This window comes from Micromonospora fiedleri, assembly GCF_016774385.1.
GTDB lineage: Bacteria > Actinomycetota > Actinomycetes > Mycobacteriales > Micromonosporaceae > Micromonospora > Micromonospora gifhornensis.
This window is the reverse complement of sequence record NZ_JAETXL010000005.1, coordinates 368,686-390,918: the sequence shown is the minus strand read 5'-3', so window position 1 is coordinate 390,918 and position 22,233 is coordinate 368,686. Positions and strand designations below refer to the sequence as shown.

At 71.7% G+C, this 22,233-nt stretch carries 19 protein-coding genes; 13 read left to right on the top strand and 6 right to left on the bottom strand.

The genetic code is table 11. The features are described from left to right. Positions 1 to 4 precede the first annotated feature (4 nt). Both JMF97_RS15905 and JMF97_RS15900 read left to right on the top strand, forming a co-directional pair. The gene (locus tag JMF97_RS15905) at positions 5 to 991 is read left to right on the top strand and encodes an ABC transporter permease (protein WP_203222280.1); all 987 of its coding nucleotides are present in this window, start codon (positions 5 to 7) and stop codon (positions 989 to 991) included. 17 nt (positions 992 to 1,008) lie between these two features. After that, positions 1,009 to 2,751 (top strand): ABC transporter substrate-binding protein, encoded by a 1,743-nt coding sequence (locus tag JMF97_RS15900; RefSeq protein WP_203222279.1) that lies wholly within the window; start codon positions 1,009 to 1,011, stop codon positions 2,749 to 2,751. A gap of 1 nt (position 2,752) precedes the next feature. Here JMF97_RS15900 and JMF97_RS15895 read toward each other — a convergent pair whose 3' ends face one another. Continuing rightward, entirely contained in the window at positions 2,753 to 4,897 is a 2,145-nt protein-coding gene (locus tag JMF97_RS15895; RefSeq protein WP_203222278.1) for a S9 family peptidase, read from the bottom strand. 86 nt (positions 4,898 to 4,983) lie between these two features. Between JMF97_RS15895 and mshB the strand changes: the two genes are divergently transcribed. The 3 genes from mshB to JMF97_RS15880 all read left to right on the top strand — a co-directional run bounded on the left by mshB (position 4,984) and on the right by JMF97_RS15880 (position 6,889). Further along, positions 4,984 to 5,910, top strand: coding sequence for an N-acetyl-1-D-myo-inositol-2-amino-2-deoxy-alpha-D-glucopyranoside deacetylase (gene mshB / locus JMF97_RS15890; RefSeq protein WP_013735790.1), 927 nt, complete (start codon positions 4,984 to 4,986; stop codon positions 5,908 to 5,910). Between the two features lie 14 nt (positions 5,911 to 5,924). Next, complete coding sequence (locus JMF97_RS15885; protein WP_203222277.1) at positions 5,925 to 6,362, top strand: hypothetical protein; 438 nt, start codon at positions 5,925 to 5,927, stop codon at positions 6,360 to 6,362. Between the two features lie 77 nt (positions 6,363 to 6,439). Further along, positions 6,440 to 6,889 carry a hypothetical protein gene (locus JMF97_RS15880; RefSeq protein ID WP_203222276.1) on the top strand — a complete coding sequence of 150 codons (450 nt, stop codon included), beginning with the start codon at positions 6,440 to 6,442 and terminating at the stop codon, positions 6,887 to 6,889. 90 nt (positions 6,890 to 6,979) lie between these two features. On the opposite strand, the gene JMF97_RS15875 is transcribed toward JMF97_RS15880, so the two are convergent. Beyond that, positions 6,980 to 7,942 (bottom strand): GNAT family N-acetyltransferase, encoded by a 963-nt coding sequence (locus JMF97_RS15875; protein WP_203222275.1) that lies wholly within the window; start codon positions 7,940 to 7,942, stop codon positions 6,980 to 6,982. 79 nt (positions 7,943 to 8,021) lie between these two features. On the opposite strand from JMF97_RS15875, the gene fdxA reads away from it, so the two are divergent. From fdxA to JMF97_RS15850, 5 genes are all read left to right on the top strand, one after another. Further along, complete coding sequence (gene fdxA, locus JMF97_RS15870; protein WP_007464872.1) at positions 8,022 to 8,348, top strand: ferredoxin; 327 nt, start codon at positions 8,022 to 8,024, stop codon at positions 8,346 to 8,348. Continuing rightward, positions 8,345 to 9,454 carry a succinyldiaminopimelate transaminase gene (gene dapC / locus JMF97_RS15865; protein WP_203222442.1) on the top strand — a complete coding sequence of 370 codons (1,110 nt, stop codon included), beginning with the start codon at positions 8,345 to 8,347 and terminating at the stop codon, positions 9,452 to 9,454. Before fdxA ends, dapC begins: the two co-directional genes overlap by 4 nt. A gap of 263 nt (positions 9,455 to 9,717) precedes the next feature. Then, entirely contained in the window at positions 9,718 to 10,734 is a 1,017-nt protein-coding gene (locus tag JMF97_RS15860) for a prephenate dehydrogenase (RefSeq protein ID WP_203222274.1), read from the top strand. 52 nt (positions 10,735 to 10,786) lie between these two features. After that, the gene (locus JMF97_RS15855; protein ID WP_203222273.1) at positions 10,787 to 11,431 is read left to right on the top strand and encodes an SIMPL domain-containing protein; all 645 of its coding nucleotides are present in this window, start codon (positions 10,787 to 10,789) and stop codon (positions 11,429 to 11,431) included. After that, a complete protein-coding gene (locus tag JMF97_RS15850; protein WP_203222272.1) occupies positions 11,431 to 12,078 on the top strand; it encodes a nucleoside/nucleotide kinase family protein in 648 nt (215 codons plus the stop codon). The genes JMF97_RS15855 and JMF97_RS15850 overlap by 1 nt, the downstream gene beginning before the upstream one ends. Here the strand turns inward: JMF97_RS15850 and JMF97_RS15845 are convergent. Beyond that, positions 12,055 to 14,637 carry a hypothetical protein gene (locus tag JMF97_RS15845; RefSeq protein ID WP_307816931.1) on the bottom strand — a complete coding sequence of 861 codons (2,583 nt, stop codon included), beginning with the start codon at positions 14,635 to 14,637 and terminating at the stop codon, positions 12,055 to 12,057. The genes JMF97_RS15850 and JMF97_RS15845 overlap by 24 nt on opposite strands. Before the next feature lie 140 nt (positions 14,638 to 14,777). After that, a complete protein-coding gene (locus JMF97_RS15840; RefSeq protein WP_203222270.1) occupies positions 14,778 to 15,335 on the bottom strand; it encodes a sugar O-acetyltransferase in 558 nt (185 codons plus the stop codon). A gap of 136 nt (positions 15,336 to 15,471) precedes the next feature. Here JMF97_RS15840 and JMF97_RS15835 point away from each other — a divergent pair, with 136 nt between their 5' ends. Beyond that, the gene (locus tag JMF97_RS15835) at positions 15,472 to 18,807 is read left to right on the top strand and encodes a S8 family serine peptidase (RefSeq protein WP_203222269.1); all 3,336 of its coding nucleotides are present in this window, start codon (positions 15,472 to 15,474) and stop codon (positions 18,805 to 18,807) included. 108 nt (positions 18,808 to 18,915) lie between these two features. On the opposite strand, the gene dapD is transcribed toward JMF97_RS15835, so the two are convergent. Further along, positions 18,916 to 19,875: a 2,3,4,5-tetrahydropyridine-2,6-dicarboxylate N-succinyltransferase gene (gene dapD / locus JMF97_RS15830; protein ID WP_013735779.1), complete on the bottom strand. Its 960-nt coding sequence runs from the start codon at positions 19,873 to 19,875 to the stop codon at positions 18,916 to 18,918. An 81-nt stretch (positions 19,876 to 19,956) separates the two neighbouring features. On the opposite strand from dapD, the gene dapE reads away from it, so the two are divergent. After that, positions 19,957 to 21,030, top strand: a complete 1,074-nt coding sequence (gene dapE / locus JMF97_RS15825) for a succinyl-diaminopimelate desuccinylase (RefSeq protein WP_203222268.1) — start codon at positions 19,957 to 19,959, stop codon at positions 21,028 to 21,030. Positions 21,031 to 21,100: 70 nt separating this feature from the next. On the opposite strand, the gene JMF97_RS15820 is transcribed toward dapE, so the two are convergent. Continuing rightward, a complete protein-coding gene (locus JMF97_RS15820; RefSeq protein WP_203222267.1) occupies positions 21,101 to 21,253 on the bottom strand; it encodes a hypothetical protein in 153 nt (50 codons plus the stop codon). Positions 21,254 to 21,393: 140 nt separating this feature from the next. Between JMF97_RS15820 and JMF97_RS15815 the strand changes: the two genes are divergently transcribed. Then, on the top strand, positions 21,394 to 22,230 hold the full coding sequence (locus JMF97_RS15815) for an LOG family protein (protein WP_203222266.1): 837 nt from the start codon (positions 21,394 to 21,396) through the stop codon (positions 22,228 to 22,230). Positions 22,231 to 22,233 lie beyond the last annotated feature (3 nt).

The following is a 22,233-nucleotide window of genomic DNA, read 5'->3' as shown; positions in this document are numbered from 1 at the left end:
CGACGTGCTGCGGTTCCTGTTGAAGCGGACGCTCTGCGCCGTACTCACCCTGTTCGCGGTGAGCGTGCTGACCTTTCTGATGTTCTTCGCGCTGCCCCGCGACCCGGTCAGCGGCATGTGCCCGAAGAACTGCGATCCGCAGCGGCGGGAACGGGTCCGCCAGGAGTTGGGCCTGCGTGATCCGCTGATCGACCAGTACGCCAACTACCTGAAGGGCATCGTCGTCGGGCGGGATCTGGGTGGCGCGCAGGGCGGCCGCTGTGACGCACCCTGCCTGGGCTGGTCGTACGTGAACAACGAGGCGGTCACCGACACCCTGGCCCGGGTGCTGCCGGTGACGTTGAGCATCGTCGTCCCGGCGGCGATCGGATGGCTGCTGCTCGGCGTCGGCCTGGGCATGGTCTCCGCGCTGCGTCCCGGCACCTGGTGGGACCGGGCGGCGATCGGTTTCTCGCTGACCGGCGCCTCGGTGCCGTTGTACGTCGTCGGCGCGGTGCTGCTGCTGGTCTTCGTCTACACGCTGCGCTGGTTGCCGGTGCCGGCGTACACGCCGCTGACGACCGACCCGCTGCGCTGGGCCGGCGGGCTGGTGCTCGCCTGGTGCTCGCTGGCCTTTCTGTACTCCGCGATCTACGCCCGGCTGTTCCGGGCGCAGATGCTGGAGACGCTGAGCGAGGACTTCGTGCGGACCGCGCGGGCCAAGGGCCTGAGCAACACCCGGGTGTACGGGCGACACGCGCTGCGCGCGGCCATCACGCCGGTGGTCACCGTCGCCGGGTTGGACGTCGGCGCGGCGCTCGGCGGCACGGTGATCACCGAGACGACCTTCGGTCTGCCGGGGCTGGGCCGGGCGGCGGTGGACGCGGTACGCGCCGGCGACCTGCCGATGATCATGGCTACGGTGCTTGTCGCGGCGGTCTTCGTGGTGCTGGCGAACCTGCTGGTGGATCTGCTGTACGCGGCCATCGATCCGCGCGTACGGCTCGGCTGAACGGGGAGGCAACGAACGTGAGATCACGCCTGACGACTGCGCTGTGCACCGCGACCACACTGGTGGCGGTGAACGGCGCCTGCTCTGCGAACACCGGCGGGAGCAGCACGGTGGACACCGGCCGACAGCAGACCGGGGTGATTGCCACCGACCCGAAGGACTCGTGGGGCCCCGCCCCCGAGGTGCCGGGCGCCCGGGCCGGGGGCACCTTCACCATCATCCGGGAGACACCTGTCTCGCACCTCGACCCGCAGCGGACGTACTCGTTCGCCGGTCTGATGGCCGCGCCGCTGTTCGCCCGCTCCCTGACCACCTGGAAGGACGACGGCCAGGGCAACCTGGTGCTGGTCGGCGACCTCGCCGAGACGCCCGGCAGCAACGTCGAGGACGACTGCACGGTCTGGGAATTCACAATCAAGGAAGGGGTGCGGTTCGAGGACGGTCGCCCGGTCACCGCGAAGGAGATCGCGTACGGCATCGCCCGTTCGTTCGACCCGGACCTCACCGGCGGCCCCACCTACCTGCAGGAATGGCTCGCCGACACCCCGCAGTACGACACGGCGTGGGACTTTGCGGCCAACCGCGGCGCACTGCCACCGGGACTGACCACGCCCGACGACCGTACGCTGCGCTTCGAGTTCGCCCGGCCGCGCTGTGACCTGCCGTTCGCGGCGTCGTTGCCGAGCACCGCGCCGCTGCCCGCGGACCGGGACACCGGGATCAACCTCGGTCACGCGCCGTTCTCGTCCGGGCCGTACAAGGTGACCCGCTTCCGGGCCGGCGTCGAGATCGTGTTGGAGCGCAACGAACACTGGGACCCGGCCACCGACCCGGTCCGCCACCAGTACCCGGACCGGTTCGTCTGGAGCTTCGGCCCGACCACGGACACGGCGGCGAACCGGGTGATCGCCGACAACGGCGCCGACCAGGCCGCCCTGTCGTGGGACTACGTCCCCGCCTCGCTGGTCTCCCGGGTCGCGGGCGACGCCGCGCTGCGGTCCCGGACGATCCTGTCCCCGACCCCCACCGCCAACCACCTGGTCATCAACAACCAGCGCGTCACCGATCTGCGGGTACGCCAGGCGCTCAACTACGCCATCGACCGGGAGGGCCTGGTCAAGGTGCTCGGCGGGCCGAACGTGGCAGCCCCGAACACCACGCTGATGCCGCCGGCCACGATCGGCCACCGGGCGTACGACGCCTATCCGGCGGGCCGCAACGGCGATCCGGACCGGGCCCGGGAACTGCTCGGCGGGCAGACTCCGGAGTTGGTTCTCGGCGCGGCCGACAGTTCGGTCGAGCAGCAGATGGCGACGCAGCTCAAGGGGAACATGGAGCGGGCCGGCTTCAAGATCACGGTGCGGGCGATCCCGGACGACGCCAAACTCGACGAGATCAAGAAGCGGGACAACCCCTGGGACCTGTACCTCAGCTCCTGGGCGGCCGACTGGCCGAGCGGCGCGGCGATCCTGCCGGTGCTCTACGACGGACGCGGCATCAAGGCCGCGGGCAACACCAACGAGTCGTACTTCGACGACCCGGCGGTCAGCGCCGAGTTCGACCGGATCCTCGCCCTGCCGCCGGCCGCGCAGGCACCGCAGTGGGCCGCGCTCGATGAGCGGATCATGCGGGAGCACGCGCCGGTGGTGCCGCTCTACGTCGACGTGGCGTACCTCGTACACGGCTCGAAGGTGGGCGGCGTCTTCGTCTCCAGCGTCTTCGGCTACCCCTGCCTGCTCGACGCCCACGTCAAGCCCTGAGCTACTGAAGGTGGGTGCGGAGGAAGTCGAGTTCCAGCCGGAGCAGGCGTTCGGAGATGCCACCGGCGGCCATGTGGGTCGCGCCGGGCAGCGGCAGCACCGAGTGCGGTCGCCCGGCGGCCAGCAACGCCGCCGACAGGCGCAGCGTGTGTGCGGCCAGCACGTTGTCGTCGACCATGCCGTGCACCAGCAGCAGGGGCCGGGCCTCGGCCGGGTCGGTGACCGGCTCGGCGGCCAACTCGACCAGCGAGTGGTGGGCGTAGACGTCCAGGCCGTCGTCGGGCATGCCCAGGTAACGCTCGGTGTACGCGGTGTCGTAGAGGGCCCAGTCGGTGACCGGCGCACCGGCGATCCCGCACTTGAACAGCTCCGGATGGCGCAGCACCGCCAACCCGGCCAGCCAGCCGCCGAACGACCAGCCGCGCACCGCCACCCGGTCCAGGTCCAGATCCGGATGCTTGGCGGCCAGCGCGTGCAACGCCTCCACCTGATCGGTCAGGATCACGTCCGCCACCCGCCGGTGGATGGCCTTCTCGTACGACGGTGCGACGCCCGGCGTACCCCGGTTGTCGATTACCACTACCGCGAAGCCGGCATCGGCCCACCACTGCCGTTCCAGCCACGCCGCCCGCGCGGCCACCACCTCCTGGTGGCCCGGCCCGCCGTAGATGTCCAGCAGCACCGGCAGCCGTCGACCGCTGACGTGGTTGTCCGGGTAGAGCACCGCCGAGGGCAGCCGCCGGTCGGTCACCCGTTCCAGCAGGGGCAGCGGGGAGTACCCGGGGGTGGCGGCCAGCGACCGCAGGGTGGCCACCTCCCGGTCGCCCTGCTGGACTGTCCAGCGGATCCCGGCGTGATCCAGCGAGGCGGTGCCGATGGCCAGCACGTCACCGCCGACCGCGGCGGTGTGCCAGCCCGAGTCGCTGGTCAACCGGCGGGCGTCCACCCCGCCGCCGATGCTGGTGCGTACCCGGAACAGGTGCTGCTCGCTCGGCTCACCGTCGCTCGCCTCCACCAGCAGGTCCGCCGGACCGCTGATCGCGGCCAGCCGCCCGACCACCCGGCGTACGTACAGCGACGGCGGGGTGAGCAGGGTGCCGTCGGCGAAGAGGCAGCGGGCGTCGTACCCGTCGTGGGCGAGTTCGCCGCCGACCAGCACCCGCCCGTCGGGCAGGTGCGCCGGGGTGCCCGCGATCGGCTCCACCCAGCGCGGATCGGCCAGCTCGGCGTGCACCTGCGTCTCACCGGTACGCGGGTCGATGGCGAGCACCAGCCCGTGCTGCTGCGCGCGGCGCAGCACGGTGATCAGCGGCGGGCCCTCGGCCCAGTGCACCGCCGTCAGGTAGGGGTAGGTCTCCCGGTCCCAGTGCACGTCGACCCAGCCGCCGTCGAGGTCGAGCAGGTGCAGACTGACCTCGGCGTTCGGGCCACCCGCCACCGGGTACGCGACGCTTGTCGGCGGGCTGGTCGGCTGCGCCGGATCGTGCAGGTGCCAGTGCGGCAGGCGGGACTCGTCGACCCGGGCGGCCAGCACCGAACGACCGTCCGGCGCCCACCAGTAACCCCGGTGCCGCCGGAACTCCTCGGCCGCGATGTGTTCGGCCAGTCCCCAGACCACCCCGGAGTCCTCGCCGGCGAGGATGCTGTCGGTGCCGTCGGCGTCCACCACCCGCAACTGACCCCGGCGTACGCCCTCGGCCTCGTCGGTCACGTACGCCAGCCGCTGCCCGGTCGGGTCCGGCCGGGGGTCGAGGACCGGCCCGACGGCGGGCACCTCGATCACGTCGCCGTGCACCAGGTCGGCCCGGAACAACCGGCCGGCCAGCGCGAACACCGCCACCCGTCCGGCGGCGTCGAGGGCGTACGAGCCGATGCCGGCGGCGGTCAGCCGGAGCCGCTCACGGCGGGCCCGCTCCCCGGGGCTCAGCGCGGCGAGGTCGGCCTCCGCGCCGAGCAGGGTCACCGGGCAGGCGACCAGCCACTCCTCGCCGGTGGCCACGTCCAGTTGCCAGAGCGCGTCGGCCGGGTCCTCGGGGCCGTTGGAACGTAGGAAGATCACCCGGGCGCCGTCGTCGGCCACGGTGACGGCGCGCGGCGCCCCATGGCTGAACCGGCGGGTGCGGGCGGCCAGCTCGGGAAAGTCCACAGGCCAGATGGTAGGCCCGTGGGCAGCGCGATGTGACCGACCTGAGCGGACGCGTCAGGGCCGGCGCGGACAAACCGCCGGTTAGAGTGACCGTCGTGACGACGCTGCCTGACCGCCGCCTGCTGCTGGTCCACGCGCACCCCGACGACGAGTCCATCGGCACCGGTTCGACGATGGCCCACTACGCGGCCGAGGGTGCTCACGTCACCCTGATCACCTGCACCCTGGGTGAGGAGGGTGAGATCCACGTCCCGGCGCTGGCCGGGCTCGCCGCCGCCGAGGCGGATCAGCTCGGCGGGTACCGGATCGCCGAGCTGGCCGCCGCGTGCGCCGCACTCGGCGTCACCGACCACCGCTTCCTCGGCGGCGCGGGCCGCTACCGGGACTCCGGCATGATGGGCCTGTCCACCAACCAGCATCCCCGCGCGTTCTGGCAGGCCGACCTCGACGAGGCCGCCGGCCAGCTGCTGGAGGTCATCCGCGAGATCCGCCCGCAGGTCGTCATCACGTACGACGAGAATGGGTTCTACGGCCACCCGGACCACATCCAGGCCAACCGGGTGACGATGCGGGCGATCGAGCTGGCCGCGCAGGAGGGCCTCGCCCCGGCGAAGGTCTACTGGACGGCGATGCCGCAGAGCGTCCTGGAGGCGGGCATGACGCACTTCGAGGAGTCGTCGGACAATCCGTTCGCCGGCATCACCGACGCGACCGAGCTGCCGTTCTGCACGCCGGACGAGCAGATCGCGGCGCGGATCGACGCCACCGAGCAGCATGCGGCGAAGGAAGCGGCGATGCGGGCGCACGCCACCCAGATCCCGGCCACCTCCTGGCTCTACACCATCGCCGGCAACTTCGGCGCCGAGTTCATGGGGGTGGAGTACTTCACCCTCGCGGTCGGGACGAAAGGGCCGGGCAGCGGCCCGTACGGGTGGGAGTCCGACCTGTTCGCCGGGCTGGACGTCGGCGGGGTGTCCCAGCCGACAGCGGTCGTCTCGGCCGGTCAACGGTGACCTCGCCCGCCGCGATGTCCGTCGCCCCGCAGGAACAGCTGCCGCAGCCGCCTCGGTCCGCGCGGGTGTCGCGGTTTCTCGACGTCGGGCTGCGGGTGGCCGGCGGGGTCGTGGTCGTCGTCGCCGGTGCGGTCACGGCGGTCCTGGAGTTGCTGCTCGCGCCGCTGCGGATCGGGGGTTACCTGGTCGGCCTGGCGGCGCTCGTGGCGGTGGTGGTGAACGTCGCGCTGAGCTGGTTCGCCGTCGAGGCGGTCGGGCGGCGCTGGGCGGTGGCCCTGCCGGCCGTGCCCTGGGTGGTGATCATGGTGGCCGCCGCCGACCGGACCAACGAGGGCGACGTGCTGCTGATCGGCAACTGGGTCGGGTTGATCTTGGTGGTGGCCGGCGTGATGGCCTTCGCGGTGATGGCGTTCCGGTCGATCGTCGCGGGGCCTGCGGCAACTGGTCGGTGACGCCGACCGGGCGCGAGTGGTAGATATTCCTGCCAAGAGTCCGCCACGAGGGCGGACGGTACGGCGGGAGGCGTGCGATGGGTCAGCGGTGGCGCGCAGTCGGTGCATTGACGATTGCGCTGTTCGCGGTCAACGTGGTCGCCCGGTTGATCATCCGGTTCGGCTTCGACGGTGACGAGGCGGCCGCCGACCGAGTGACGCTCGGGATGTTCGTGGTGATCGGGTTGATCCTGGCGGGGACCGCGGTCGCCTGGGGGCAGTCGCGGCCACCGGCGCAGTGGGGCGTCGAGGTCGCCGCGGCGATCGGCATGGCACTCGCGTTGACCATGCTGGTGGCGCCGCTGCTGGTCGGCCAGAACCCGTTCGGCGGTGGCAGCGCCACGTTCTTCTGGCAGATCCTGCTCTACCTGGTGGCGACGAGCATCGGCGCGATCCTGGGTCACCTGCTGCTCACCACGCTGGGCCGGGACTACCGCTCGCGGCGCTTGCAGCGGTACGCCCAATCCGCCTCCAAACCCCGCCGCTAACCCCCCACCCCCACCCCCACCCCCCGATCATCTCCTTGATCATGAGGTTGGCGGCGAAGTCGATCTCCTTGGCTGCCGTTAACCTCATGATCAACGAGGTGGGGCGGTGCGGGTGCGGTAGGTGTGGTGGGTGGTGAAGCCGAGCTTGCGGTAGAGGGCCACCGCGGGGGTGTTGTGTTGCTCTACCTGGAGGAGGGCGTTGGTCGCGCCGGCGGCTTCGGCCCAGCGGGACAGCGCCCGGGTCAGGGCGGTGGCGTGACCCTGACCACGGGCGGCGGGCAGCACCTCGATCAACGACAGCCCCAGCCAGCGGCCCTGCCCGGTCACCGTGCCCCGGCCGACGGCCACCAGCGCCCCGTCGACGTACACGTGGGCGAAGCGGACCTGGTCCACGCCGGTGAGCACGTGCCAGGCGGCCGGGGGTAGTCCACCCTTGCGGCTGGCCGCCACCGCGAGCCACTCGTCCGAGGGCGCACCGGCGAGCTCGATGACGGCCGGGCCCGCCCCCGGGTCGGGTGGTGTGGTGAGGGCGGTCAGCCCGACGGTCTGCACCAGCACCGGCGGGCGGCTGTCCCAGCCGCGCCTGTCGAGTTCGGCGCCGACCGGTGCGGCCAGCGGCAGGGGAGTGGTGACCAGCGGCGGCTGGCCCCGGTCGGCGTACCAGTGCTCGACCGCGTCCAGCGCGGCCGGCAGCGGTCGGTCCGGATCGCCGACCGGCAGGGCGGAGTTGGCGCGCCCGGTCCAGCCGTCGGCGGCGCGCAGCAGCCAGCCACCGAGTCGGGCGCGGGTGGGTGCGGGCCAGGCCTCGTCGGCGGCGAGTTCCACCTCGATCACGGCGTCGGCGGCCGGGCGTCGCGTCGGCGGTACCCGCTTCGCGCGGTGGATCTCCGTCATCGGGACGCGCAGCTGCCCGGTGCGGGTGGTCAGGGTGAGGTGGGAATCGGTCACTTCGACCAATTCGCCGAGAGCGTCGGAGAAGACCGGTCGACCGGCGCGGGTGCCCACCACGCGTCGGACCACGATCCGGTGTCCTAAATCCTGCTCTCCGAGCACGATCGACCTCCTCCCCGACGAGATACTAGGCTCTTAGCGTCGCGGGTGATCGCGGCGTGTCTTGCGGAGGAGAAGACCGGTGACCTACATCATCGCCGAGCCGTGCGTGGATGTGCTCGACAAGGCATGCATCGAGGAATGCCCGGTCGACTGCATTTACGAGGGCAATCGGATGCTCTACATCCACCCCGACGAGTGCGTCGACTGTGGTGCCTGTGAGCCTGTCTGCCCGGTAGAGGCGATCTTCTACGAGGACGACGTTCCGGAGCAGTGGAAGGACTACACCGGCGCCAACTACGAGTTCTTCGAGGACCTGGGCTCGCCCGGGGGCGCCTCGAAGATCGGCAAGGTGGAGAAGGACGCGACCTTCGTCGCCGCGCAGCCGCCGCGCGGCGAGGGGCACTGAACCGGCCCGCGCCGGTTTCGGCACGGCTACCCGATTTCACCTGGGACACCCTGGACGCCGCGGCCGTGAAGGCCGCGGCGCACCCGGGCGGCTTGATCAACCTGTCCATGGGTACGCCTGTCGACCCGGTCCCGGAGGTGATCCGGCGGGCGCTGGCCGACGCGGCCGACGCCCCGGGTTATCCGTTGACGGCCGGCACCGTCGCGCTGCGGGAGGCGATCACCGCCTGGGTGACCCGCTCCTGCGGTGCCCGGCCCGACGGGCTCGGGGTGCTGCCGACGATCGGCTCGAAGGAGTTGGTCGCCTGGCTGCCCACCCTGCTCGGGCTGGGGCCGGGCGACGTGGTGGTGGTGCCCTCGATCGCCTACCCGACCTACGAGGACGGGGTTCGACTGGCGGGGGCCACCACCGTACGCGCCGATTCGTTGACCGCCGTCGGGCCGACCTCCCGGGTACGCCTCGTCTGGGTGAACTCTCCGGGTAACCCGACCGGACGGGTGCTGCCCGCCACCCACCTGCGCAAGGTGGTGGACTGGGCGCGGGAGCGTGGCGCGGTGGTCGCCAGCGACGAGTGCTACCTGCCGTTGGGCTGGACGGCGCAACCGGTGTCGGTGCTCGCGCCCGAGGTCTGCGGCGACTCGTACGACTCGGTCCTGGCGGTGCACTCGCTGTCCAAGCGGTCCAACCTCGCCGGCTACCGAGCGGGATTCGTGGCGGGCGATCCGGCCCTGGTGGCGGAGCTGCTCAAGATCCGCAAACACGCGGGGATGATCGTGCCGGCGCCCGTGCAGGCGGCGATGGTGGCCGCCCTCAGTGACGAAGAACACGCCACCGCGCAGCGGGAGCGTTACCGCGCGCGGCGCGAGACGCTCTGGTCGGCCTTCACGAACGCCGGGTTCCGGGTCGAGCATTCCGAGGCGGGGCTCTACCTCTGGCTGACCCGCGACGAGGACTGCTGGGACACCGTCGACTGGCTGGCCCGACGAGGCATCCTGGTCGCCGCCGGTGTCTTCTACGGTCCCGGTGCCCGCCAGTACGTCCGGGCCGCGCTCACCGAGTCCGACGAGCGGATCGCCTCCGTCGCCGCCCGCCTCGCCGAGCTCTGACCGACCCGCACGTTCCTCCCCGTCGATCCCGCTGACCTGCCGGATCGACGGGGAGGACGGCGCGGTCAGGAAAGCTATGGGCTTGATCGACTTCTTCGATATCCCCCGTACGGCCGACATCGCACCGCTTCGATCGGGCAGGTGCCGCTGTCGCCGGCGCACGGCGGCGGGACCGACACCGGCTGGTTCGGGCGATATCCTCGGCCGGGACTGTGCGCGGGGCCGGACGGGTCCGCGCCCGACACGGGACGCCGAGGTACGCGATGGTGGTCAGGGCCGGCGCACGATTGCGCGCGGCGGTGCTCGGCACCGGTCTGATCGGCGGTTCGGTGCTGCTCCGGTTGCACGCCGCCGGGCTGGACGTGCTCGGCTGGGACCCGGACGAGGCGACCCGCAAGCAAGCCCGGGCGCTCGGCGTACCCACCGCCGACCTGTTGGCCGACGCGGTGGCCGACCGGGACGTGGTCTTTCTCGGCGGTCCGCTGCCCACCCTTCCGGCGACGCTGGTCGAGGTCGCCGGGCTGACCGGCCTGGACTGCCTGCTCACCGATGTCGGCAGCACCAAGGCGGAGCTGGCGGCGTTCGCCGCGGCGCAGGGCCTCACCCACCGGTTCGTGCCCGGTCATCCCATGGCCGGCACCGACCGGGCCGGGCTGTCGGCGGCGGTGCCGGACCTGTTCGCCGGGGCCGCCTGGGTGCTCTGCCCGGCCCGGGACGGGCTTGCCGCGTTCCGTCGACTCACCGCCCTGATCACCGAGGTCTTCGCCGCCCGGGTGGTGCCGATGGCGGCGGATCGACACGACCGGGTGGTCGCGTTCGCCTCCCACGTGCCGCATCTGCTCGCAGGGGCGTTGGCCGGTGCGGCCGAGCGGTCGGCGCTGCGCGACGCGGTGCTCACCCTGGCCGCGGGCAGCTTCCGCGACGGCACCCGGGTGGCCGGCACTCCGCCGCAGCGGACGACGAACATGTTGCGGGGCAACCGGGCCGAGGTGCTGGCCGCGTTGGCCGAGGTGACCGGATACCTCGACGAGTTGTCCAGGGCGCTGCGCGACGACGAGCCCGAACTGCTCACCGCCCGGTACGCCGAGGCCGCCGCCGCCCGTCAGGCGTTGGCTGACCGGCCCTACGCCGAGCAGGACCGGTCGTTTCCGCGCTCCGGTGCGCCCGCCGACGAGGTGACCTGGTTGAGCGCGCTGGGTGCGGCCGGTGGGCACCTGAGCGCCTGCCGGGTGGCCGGCGACGTCGTCTCCTACCGGGCGCACCTGCCAAGGCCGGCCTGACCTACGGTCGCATCGGTGGGCGTGGCGCGAGCGCCGCCGCTAGGGTGAGGGCATGGTGGACGGACCGGTGGTGACGGTACGCGGCGAGGCCTACCGTGAGGTCGATCCCGAGGTCGCCCAGTTCACGGTCACCGCGCTGGCCCGCGACCGCGACCGGGAGGTCGTCCTGACCCGGCTGGCCGAGCGGGCCGCCGCGATCCGGGTGCTGCTGGACGCCGCCGAGTCGTCGATCGACCGTCGGGAGACCGGGGACCTGCGGGTGCGGCCTGAGACCCGGCGCTCCGGCGAGCGGGTGGTGGCCTGGCACGGCTCGGTGGTGACCACGGTGACGGTCACCGACTTCACCGCCCTCGGCGAGGTGATGCTGCGCCTGGCCGACCAGGATCAGGTCGAGGTGGCCGGTCCGTGGTGGTCGTTGCGCCCGGACAGCCCGACCTACCGCGCGGCCCGTCACGACGCGCTGACCGACGCGCTGCAACGCGCCCGCGAGTACGCGGAGGCGCTCGGTGCCCAGGTCACCGAGCTGATCGAGTTGGCCGACGAGGGCGGCGGCGTCCAGCCGCAGATGATGCGGATGGCGTTCGACGCCGAGACCCTCGCCGGTGGCCCGCCACAGTTGGACTTCGACCCGCAGCCGCAGCAGGTGCACGCCGCCGTGCGGGGCCGGTTCGCGATCACCCGGCCGGCGCTGTCCTGATGCCCACCGCCCAGGTGTTGCCGGTCGAGGAGTTGCTGGCCCGAGCCCGCACGCTGGCCGACGCCGGTCCTCGTCAACTGCTCGGCATCACCGGGGCGCCCGGCGTCGGCAAGTCCACCCTGGCCGCGCAGGTGGTGGCGGCCCTCGGTCCGGCCGCCCGGCTGGTGCCGATGGACGGCTTCCACCTCGCCCAGGCTGAGCTGCACCGGCTCGGTCGGGCCACGCGCAAGGGCGCGGTCGACACCTTCGACGCCAACGGTTACGTCTCGCTGCTGCGTCGGCTCAAACGCAAGGAGCCCACCTCGGTCTGGGCACCCGAGTTCCGCCGTGACCTGGAGGAGCCGATCGCCGGGGCGATCGAGGTGCCGCCGGAGGTTCGGCTGGTGGTGACCGAGGGCAACTACCTGCTGGTCCCGCAGTGGCCGTGGGACGAGGTGCGCTCGTTGCTGCACGAGGCGTGGTTCCTCGATCTGGACGCGGAGTTGCGGCACCGGCGGCTGGTCGCCCGGCACGTCGCGTACGGACGCTCCACCGAGGAGGCGCAGGCGTGGGCGCTGGGCAGCGACGAGGTCAACGCCGCGCTGGTGACCGGCACCGCCGACCGGGCCGACCTGGTGGTACGCCTAGCCGACCCCCCGCCGGGGTGACGGTACGGCCCGGCGGAGCAGCCAGGCCACCCGACTGCGTTCCCGCTGGAACTCGGCGGCCTCCGGATAGCCGCTGTGGCTGCGGATCGGCGGGTCGGCCACCTCGCCGTCGCTGGGGTGCAGCGCCTCCGGGTCGGTGACGGGGACGTCGCGTTCGCCGGCGCTGACCGGCCAGCCGAGGGGGTCGGTGTCCCGCCAGAAGTTCGTCCAGCCGATCGAACCGCACGAGCGGGTCAGCGCCTCGGTCAGCACCGGCAACCGGTCCGGCCCGAAGTACGCCGGGAAGATCCGGCCGTAGAGGCGGGTCAACTGGCAGCCGTACGAGAAGAACCAGATCTGCCGCCGCCAACGCTCGGGCAGTTGGAGCAGGACCGCGGTGCAGATCACCGTGCCCTGGCTGTGCCCGGACAGGATGATGCCGTCCACCCGACGGGGGTCGTGTTCGGCCAGCGCGAGCAGGCCGGCGGTGCGGGTGAGCAGTTCGGGCACCGCCCGCTCGGCGTAGCTGGGCGGGGCGAGCGGGTGCGCGGCGCGGGGCCAGAAGGTGCCGACGTCCCAGACCACGCCGACTGACCGGCGGACGGTGTTGTTGCGGTAGACCAGCAGACCCATGGCGGCGATCGTCACCGGCAGCCAGCCGAGCAGCGCGTCGCCCAGGTCGGCGACGAGCTTGATCATCACGGCGGAACTGCCGGTGGCCGGGTCGGGGTGCGGCGGGGCGGGGGAGAGGACGGCGACACAGCCGACGACGGCCAGCACGAGCAGCGTGGCGGCGTACCAGCCGATCAGACCCAGCGCGTGTTCGCCGACCAGCCGATGCAGGGCGCGGTGGGTGCTGACGTCCCGCCCGCGGCGCAGATCGTGGGCGGAGAGCGGCCCGCTGGCCGCCAGTTTGGCGTACTCGGTGCGGTGCAGCCGGCGGAACAGCACGATGGCACGGATCACGATCACGGTCAGCACCAGCAGCGCGGCACCGAAGAGCAGCCCACCCCAGGTGACCGGCGTCGGCGGGGTGACAGGTGCCGCGCCGCTGGGGACGCTGCCGCCGTTGAGCCGGTTCGTCACCCAGTAGAGCAGCCCGGCGCAGTAGGCCAGGCAGAGCAGCCAGCCGAAGCCGGCGATGACGGCGGGTGCCTGGCCACGCCAGGTCAGGTCGGTGTACGGGCCGAGCGGCTGCTTGCCTTCGGCGATCCGGGTCCGGGGCAGCAGCAGGCCGGTCGCGGCGAGCAGCAGCAGCGGCAGGGCGATCTGCCAGACCTCCAGTGGCGCCGCCGGGACGGCGGGTAGCCAGCCGTGGCTCCAGGCGGCGCCGGCGACCAGCAGCACGGTGGCGACGGCGGGGGCGGCACCACCGCGGCGGCCGGAGCGGGAGGTCGCGCCGATGGCGATGAGCAGCAGCAGTTGACCGGTGACGAACCAGGCGGTGATCCGGTCGATGCCGGGCAGCGAATGGTCCTCCAGGCAGCCGGGCTGGGTGGGCAGGTTGGCGCAACCGGGTGGCGGGCGCAGGGCGGCGAGCGAGGCGCCGGTGTCGGGCAGCATCAGCACCAGGACGGTGCCGGTCAACCCGGTCATGGTGAGCACGATGACGGCGATGCTCCACCGGCCGAGCGGGGTGGCCCCGTCGCGTCGGGTCAGGCTGGGCAGGGTGAGCGCCACCAGGGTGATCACCACGACCGCGACGAGCACCAGCACGCTGGTCCAGGCGATCACCGCCTGGGTTCCGTGCGGCGGGCTGAGCACCAGGACGGTGCCGAGCGGTATGGCTGCCGCGACCACCGTCCCGGTGCACAGGTGCAGGACGGCGGCCCGGCGTAGTTGTCCCTCGCCCCACCAGAAGGTCGGGTCCTGCAGCGGACTGGCGAGTGGTGCGGTGGGCGTGGGCGGGGGTGGCGGCTCCGGCACCGGTTGGGCGTCCGGCAGTTCGGCGTCGACCGGGCCGGGTGTGTGGTGCACCGGCGGGTCCATCGGGTCGGCGGGCATCACCGCCTCGTACTGGTACGTCCGCCAGGCGACGATGCCGAGCACCGCGATCAGGGCGAGTGGGACGGTGAGCCCGGCCGCGAGCGACCTGCCACTCTGCCGCCACCAGGGGTTGGCGAGGAAGTCCCACGGTCCGGGCAGCCGGTTCAGGCAGGCCGAGTCCACGCACTGCCAGGCGATGAGGTCGACGCCGACGGTGGTCAGCGCGAAGACCGGAGTGCAGGTCAGGCTGAGGCAGAACATCCGGATCAGCCAGGCGGTGATCCCGGATCGGCTGGCCAGCCGTTCGGTGTTGGGGTCCGGCGGGATGCCGGGTCGGGCGTGCAGCGCCACGTTGGCGAGGGTGAAGGGCAGCAGCAGTGTCCACAGTGCTCGCTCGACGTCGCGTGCCGTCCGCGCCCCCGAGGTCAACTGCCCCCAGCTGTACGCCTCGACCGCGATCGGGTCGAGCGGCGAGGCGGTGGCGGAGCGGTAGAAGCCGGTTATCGGGCCACCGGCCACCAGTTGCGGTGCGGCGGCCTCGCCACCTGGCGTCGAGCCCAGCCCCAGGGTGTCGGCGGGAGGCGTGTTGGACACTCCGTGTACGCGAAGTTCGAGAATCCGGCCGCCCACAGTGACACCTCCCGGTGATAGCTCCAATACCCAGAGTGCTTGACTTCTGGGCTGAGTGCCACCCGCCGGGACGGTATTTATGCAGGTAGAAGTAGTTATATGGGCTAGCCGATCTGGCGTACCGGTCGAGCGGGATTACCGACCGCCACGACGTTGGCCGGCAGATCCCGGGTCACCACGGCCCCTGCGCCGACGACCGTGTTGTCACCCACCGTCACTCCAGCGAGGACGATCGCGCCGCCGCCCAGCCACGCGTTGTCGCCGATGGTGATCGGCTGGGCCGCCTCCCACTTGGCGCGGCGCTGCTCCGGCTCGACCGGATGGGTCGGGGTGAGCAGTTGCACGTTCGGACCCACCTGCACGTCCGCGCCGATGGTGATCGGTGCGACGTCCAGGAAGACCGACTGGAAGTTGACGAAGCTGCGTGGTCCGATCCGAATGTTGTAGCCGTAGTCGCAGTGGAACGGTGGGCGGATCCAGGTCTCCTCGCCGAGGTCGCCGAGCAGCTCGCGCAGCACGGCCAGGCGGGCTTCGCGTTGGTCGGCGGGGCCGGAGTTGAACTGCTCCAGCAGGCGCAGCGCGCGAAGGTGGTCGGCGATGAGTTCCGGGTCGTCGGCGAGGTACGGCTCACCGGCCAGCATGCGCTCCTTCATGGATCTCATCGGCTGATCATGCCGCTCCCAGACGCGCCGCGTACTCAGCTTCGTCGAAATTTTGACTCCCTGTTGCATACTCAGTATGCAATCCTGATCCTATCGATGTCTTCACATCGATAGACGTTCTCTAGAGGAGGATCAGTTGCAACGAAGGAGCAAACTGACCGCCATCGGGCTGGGCCTGGCCCTGGTGCTCGGGGTGCCGGGGGCGGCCACGGCCACCCCCTCGGGACCAACCGCACCGCAGTCCGTCCAGCTCACCGCCCGACCGGCGACGCCGGGGCAGTCGACCGTCACGCTGATCACCGGTGACCGGGTCACCGTCAGCGCGTCCGGGGCGGCGAGCGTACGGCCGGCCGAGGGGCGGTCCGGCGTCCGCTTCCTCACCCAGCGGCAGCAGGACCACCTCTGGGTGCTGCCGCAGGACGCCCTGCCGCTGATTCGCGACGGTCGGGTCGACCGTCGACTGTTCGACGTGGCCGGTCTGATCGCCGCCGGTTACGACGACGCCCGCCGGGACAGCCTGCCGCTGCTGATGACCTACCAGGCTCAGGGCGCAGCCCGTCGCGCGGCCGCCCCGGACGGGGTGACCGTCACCCGCGACCTGGCCGCCATCGGGGGCGTCGCGGCCACCGCCGACAAGCGGGAGACCAGTGAATTCTGGGCGACTCTCGCCGGTAGCGCCGCCGCTCGGCTCGACGGTGCGGGGGGTGTCGAGCGGGTCTGGCTCGACGGTCGGCGGCAGTTGACACTGGAGCACAGCGTGCCGCAGATCGGCGCGCCCGCCGCCCACCAGGCCGGTTACACCGGCCAGGGGGTCCGGGTGGCGGTCCTGGACACCGGCGTCGACGCCGCCCACCCGGATCTGGTCGGGCGGGTCGCCGAGGCGCACAACTTCACCGAGGAGCCGGACGCGGGCGACCTCGTGGGGCACGGCACCCACGTCGCCGCGACCATCGCCGGCAGCGGTGCCGCCTCCGATGGGCGCAACCGGGGCGTGGCCCCGGACGCGACACTGCTCAACGGCAAGGTCTGCGAGGAGTGGGGCTGCACCGAGTCGGCCATCCTGGCCGGCATGCACTGGGCCGCCGTCGACCAGCAGGCCGACGTGATCAACATGAGCCTGGGCGGGTCGGACTTCGCGGAGATCGACCCGCTGGAGGAGGCGGTCAACACGCTGACCGAGCAGACCGGCACCCTCTTCGTGATCTCGGCCGGCAACAGCGGCCGGGCCGGTACCGTCGGATCGCCGGCCAGCGCCGACGCCGCGCTCGCCGTCGGTGCGGTGGACCGCGACGACGAACTCGCCTACTTCTCCAGCCAGGGCCCGCGCGTCGGCGACGACGGGCTGAAGCCGGAGATCACCGCACCCGGGGTGGACATCGTCGCGGCCCGCGGCGCCGGCACCGAGCTCGGTGAACCGGTCGGGGAGCACTACGTCACGCTCTCCGGCACCTCGATGTCCGCGCCGCACGTCGCCGGGGCGGCAGCCCTGCTCGCCCAACAGCGCGGCGACGCCACCCCGGCACAACTCAAGGCCCTGCTGATGGCCTCGGCCCAGCCGCACCCGGAGCTGACCGCGTACCAGCAGGGCGCCGGTCGGGTCGACGTGGCGCGGGCGATCAACCAGTACGTGGTCAGCGAGCCGGCGAGCCTCTCGCTCGGTCGTACCAGCTGGCCGCACGATGACGACGAGCCGGTCACCCGGGAGCTGAGCTGGCGCAACACCGGCGCTACGGCGATCACCCTGGACCTCACCGTGCAGGCCACCGGCCCCGGTGGAGAGTCGGCCCCGGACGGCATGTTCGCCCTCAGCACCCAGCAGGTCGTGGTGCCGGCCGGTGGTACGGCGTCGGTCACCGTCACGGCCGACACCAGCGTCGACAGCCCGGACGGCCACTACACCGGCCGGGTGCTCGCCCGCTCGGGCGACACGGTGGTGACCACCCCGCTGGCGGTCAACAAGGAGGTGGAGAGCTACGACGTGACCCTGAAGCACCTGGGTCGCGACGGTGCCGCGGCAGGCGATCACGTCACCTTCCTGCTCGGGCTGGCCGACTTCGACGAGTTCGTCGCGTACGACCCGTCGGGTACCGCCGAGGTCCGGGTGCCCAAGGGCCGCTACGGGCTGGTCAGCTACGTGTTCGACGAGGCGACCGAGCACATCACCATGATGGTCGGTCCGGAGTTGGAGGTGAAACGGGACGCCTCGGTGACCATCGACGCGCGTAAGGCGGGCACCGTACGCCTCACGGTGCCGGACCGTTCGGCGGAGTCGGCGCTGGCCATGGCCGACGCGACCTTCCTCTTCGGTGACCTCGGTGCGGCGAGCTTCGGTACGTTCGGATTCGACTTCGACGGGCTGACCATCGGGCAACTCGGCCGGCCGGTGCCGGCGGAGCGCTTCTTCAGTTCGTTGACGGCTCAGTTCGCCGATGTGGAGGCGGAGAACAGCACCTACTTCTACGGGCTGGGCGAGCAGTTCCCGGGTCGGATGCCCAACGGTCTGACCAAGCACTACCGCAACAGCGACCTGGCCAAGGTCACCCACCGGTTCCAGGGTGGCTACTCCGGGACGCTGGCCGAGCGGGCCGTCTACCCGGTCTTCGAACCCGACCTGGGCGGCTGGGCAGCCGTGACGAGGGTCGCGGTGCCGGGACAGCGGGTCGAGCACTACAACACCAAGCAGGTGCGCTGGTTCGGCGAACTGGCGTTCGGTGTGCCGGTCGAGGACCAGCCGTGGCTGGATCTGGTGGCCGCATTCTGGTCCGAGCCGACGGCGTACCGGGCCGGTCGGCACTACCAGGAGAGCTGGAACGCGGCACCCTACGGGCCGTCGTTCCCGACGCCTCGGTGGCCGGACGAGGGCGTGACCCGTCAGGGTGACGTGATCGGGTTGGCCATGGGGCTGCACCACGATGCGGCTGGTCACGTCGGTGGTTCGGTGACCGATGCCGGGCGTACCGCGTTATATCGCAACGGCAAGCTGGTCGGGGAGAGCGAGGAGCACGGCTGGGGGCTGTTCGAGGTGCCACCCGGCACGGCGAACTACCGGCTGGAGACGTCGGCCAAGCGCAGCTTCACCGACCTGAGCACCGAGATCAGCGCGGTGTGGACCTTCCGGTCCGGCCACGTCCGGGGCGACAAGTACGCGAAGCTGCCGGTCAGCGTGGTCCGGTTCGCGCCCTCGTTGGACGCGCGGAACTCCGCACCGGCCAACCGGGCCTTCGTCATCCCGATCGAGGTGCAGCGCCAGGTGGGCGCCCCGAAGGGGCGGACCACGTCGCTGACCGTCGACGTCTCCTACAACGGTGGGAAGACCTGGCAGAAGGCGAAGGTGAACAAGACCGGCAGCGGTTGGCAGGCGGTCGTGAAGCACCCACGGGGAGCCGGTCACGTGTCACTGCGGGCCAGCGCCCAGGACAGCACCGGCAGCACGGTGACCCAGCGGATCATCCAGGCGTACCGCCTGCGGTGAACCGCGCGGTGGGCCCGGCGCCGCAGCGTCGGGCCCACCGGGCAGGCGTTCGTTAAGAGGGGTCCCTTCCTATACGCGAGGCGTTAGGAAGGGGCCCTTCCTTACACCTCAGTCGTTGGCGTGCAGGGCGGCGTTGAGTTCGATGCCCCGGCCGGTACGCGGGCGGGCCTCCAGCGCGCCGTTCACCGAGTTGCGCCAGAACAGCAGCCCGTCGACGCCGGAAAGCTCCCGGGCCTTGACCACCCGACCGTCCGGCAGGGTGATCTTCGAGGCGGCGGTGATGTAGCAGCCGGCCTCGACCACGCAGTCGTCGCCGAGCGAGATGCCGATCCCGGCGTTCGCCCCGATCAGGCTGCGCTCGCCGATGCTCACCCGGTCCGTGCCACCACCGGAGAGGGTGCCCATGATGGAGGCGCCGCCGCCGATGTCCGAGCCGTCGCCGACCACCACACCCTGCACGATGCGACCCTCGACCATCGAGGTGCCCAGCGTGCCGGCGTTGAAGTTGACGAAGCCCTCGTGCATGACAGTGGTGCCGCTGGCCAGGTGCGCGCCGAGGCGGACCCGGTCGGCGTCGGCGATGCGCACCCCGGAGGGCACCACGTAGTCGGTCATCCGGGGGAACTTGTCCACCCCGTACACGGCCAGGTGACGGCCGGCGGCCCGCTCGATGACGCGCAGCTCGTCCACCCGCTCCGGCGGGCACGGCCCGGCGGAGGTCCAGGCCACGTTGGCCAGCTTGCCGAAGATGCCGTCGAGGTTGAGCTGGTTGGGCCGCACCAGGCGGTGGGAGAGCAGGTGCAGCCGCAGGTACGCGTCGGCCGCGTCCTTGATCGGGTCGGCCAGCGAGCCGATCACCGTTACCACCTGCACGGTACGCAGACCGGGCAGCGCCCGGTCGCCGAGCGCTCCCGGCGGCAGATCCAGTACGTCGGCCTCGTCCTCGCCGGGCACCAGCGGCAACTCGCCCAGGCCCAGCTTGCCGGTCGGGTACCAGGTGTCGAGCACCTGGTCATCGGCGGTGACGGTGGCCAGGCCGATGCCCCACGCGGATTCTGTCGACGTCACGTACTCACCTCTCGTTGCCAGCTCACACCGCTCACGGGCTCGCGTCTCGCGGTCGCCAGTTGTGACGGTACCGTGCGGACCATGGAGAACCCGCTCACCCCCGAGGTCCTCGCCGATCCGGTGGCGTTGACCCGTGCCCTGGTCGACATCGAGTCCGTGTCCCTCAACGAGAAGGCCATCGCCGACTGCGTGGAGGAGGTGCTGCGGGCGGTACCGCACCTGAGCACGTACCGGCACGGCAACACCGTGATGGCCCGTACCGACCTGGGCCGGGGCTCGCGGGTGGTGTTGGCCGGGCACCTGGACACCGTTCCGCTGAACAACAACTTCCCGTCGACCATGCGCGGCGACCTGATGTACGGCTGCGGCACCTCGGACATGAAATCCGGGGTGGCCTTCGCCCTGCACCTCGCGGTGACCCTGGCCGAGCCACGGCACGACGTGACGTACTTCTTCTACGAGGCGGAGGAGATCGAGTCCCGGTACAACGGGCTCACCCTCGTCTCCGCGGCCCATCCGGAGTGGCTCCAGGCCGATTTCGCACTGCTGCTGGAGCCGACCCACGGGGTGGTGGAGGCCGGCTGCCAGGGCACCATGCGGGCGACGGTGGTCACCACCGGGGTCCGGGCCCACTCGGCCCGCTCCTGGCACGGGGTCAACGCCGTGCACGCCGCCGGTGACGTGCTGCGCCGGCTCGCCGAGTACCAGGCCCGACGGGTGACGATCGACGGCTGCGAGTACCGCGAGGGGATGAACGCGGTGCGGATCCACGGTGGGGTCGCCGGCAACGTGGTGCCGGACCGGTGCGAGATCGAGGTCAACTACCGCTTCGCGCCGGACCGTACGCCGGCCGAGGCCGAGGCGCACCTGCGCGAGGTGCTTGCGGGGTACGAGCTTGCGGTGACGGACTGCGCGCCCGGCGCCCTGCCGGGGCTGGAGGCTCCGCCGGCGCGGGAGTTCCTGGCGGCGGTGGGTGCCGCCCCGATCGGCAAGCTGGGCTGGACGGACGTGGCCCGCTTCGCGGCGCTGGGCATCCCGGCCCTCAACTTCGGCCCCGGTGACCCGAACCTGGCCCACCACCCGGACGAGCACGTGGAGATCAGCAAGATCCGCGAGGGCGCGGCCATCCTGCACCGCTGGCTCGCCAACGTCTGAGCCGTGGGTTTTGTCAACGTCTGAGCCGTTGGTTTTGTCAGCGTCTGACCGGAAGGCTTGTGCCTTTCGGTCAGACGGCGGTGAGCTGGGAGTCGGTGGCGGGTTCGTCGGCAGGCTCGGGAGCGGTTTCGAGCAGCCGCTCCCGGCGGCGCTCCGCCACCACGTCGCGGATGCGCCGCTGCATCTGTCGCCGGATCCGGATCCGTTCGTTGTTGTTGATCACGCGTTGTCTCCTCCCCCGAAGCCGCGCGCCGGGGCATACCCGGTATGTGAATAGTACGACGCCTGGGGAAGTGATTTGGTTGCACAAGATCACAAAGTGTTTTCCGAGTTCTGCGGCGTAGCTCCACTACGGTTGCTCCCATGGAGCAGAGCAACCACCGCGAACCAGGACGGGAGCGGCATCGAGGCGCCGTCACGATGCGCCGGCAGGCGATTCCCACCAGCACCGCCGACCAGGGGCTGCTGGATTCGCGGGCCCGAGCCGACTGGCGGACCAAGGACTCCTGGCGTGCGTTGCGCATCCTCTCCGAGTTCGTCGAGGGCTTCGACACTCTCGCCGACCTGCCGCCGGCGGTCAGCGTCTTCGGCTCGGCCCGGAGCAAGCCGGACAGCCCGGAGTGCCAGCTCGCCGAGGCGGTCGGCGCGGCCCTGGCCCGGGCCGGCTACGCGGTGATCACCGGGGGTGGCCCCGGCGTGATGGAGGCGGCCAACCGGGGCGCGAGCGAGGCCGGTGGACGCTCGGTGGGCCTCGGCATCGAACTCCCCTTCGAGCAGGGCATCAACGAGTGGGTCGACCTCGCGATCGACTTCCGCTACTTCTTCGCCCGCAAGACCATGTTCGTCAAGTACGCCCAGGCGTTCGTGGTGCTGCCCGGTGGCTTCGGCACCCTGGACGAGTTGTTCGAGGCGCTCACGCTGGTGCAGACCGGCAAGGTCACCCGGTTCCCGGTGGTGCTGATGGGCAGCGACTACTGGCGGGGACTGCTCGACTGGCTGCGCGACACCATGGCGGTGGAGGGCAAGATCGGGCCGGTCGACCTCGACCTGATCCGCGTCACCGACGACATCGCCGAGGCGGTGCGGCACATCGTGGAGGCCGAGGCCGCGCTCAGCACCGAGCAGGAGGCGGTACGCGAGGAAGCCGTGGCCCGTACCGCCGCGGACCAGCAGGCGGCGGCCGAAGAATCGGAGCGCTGACCG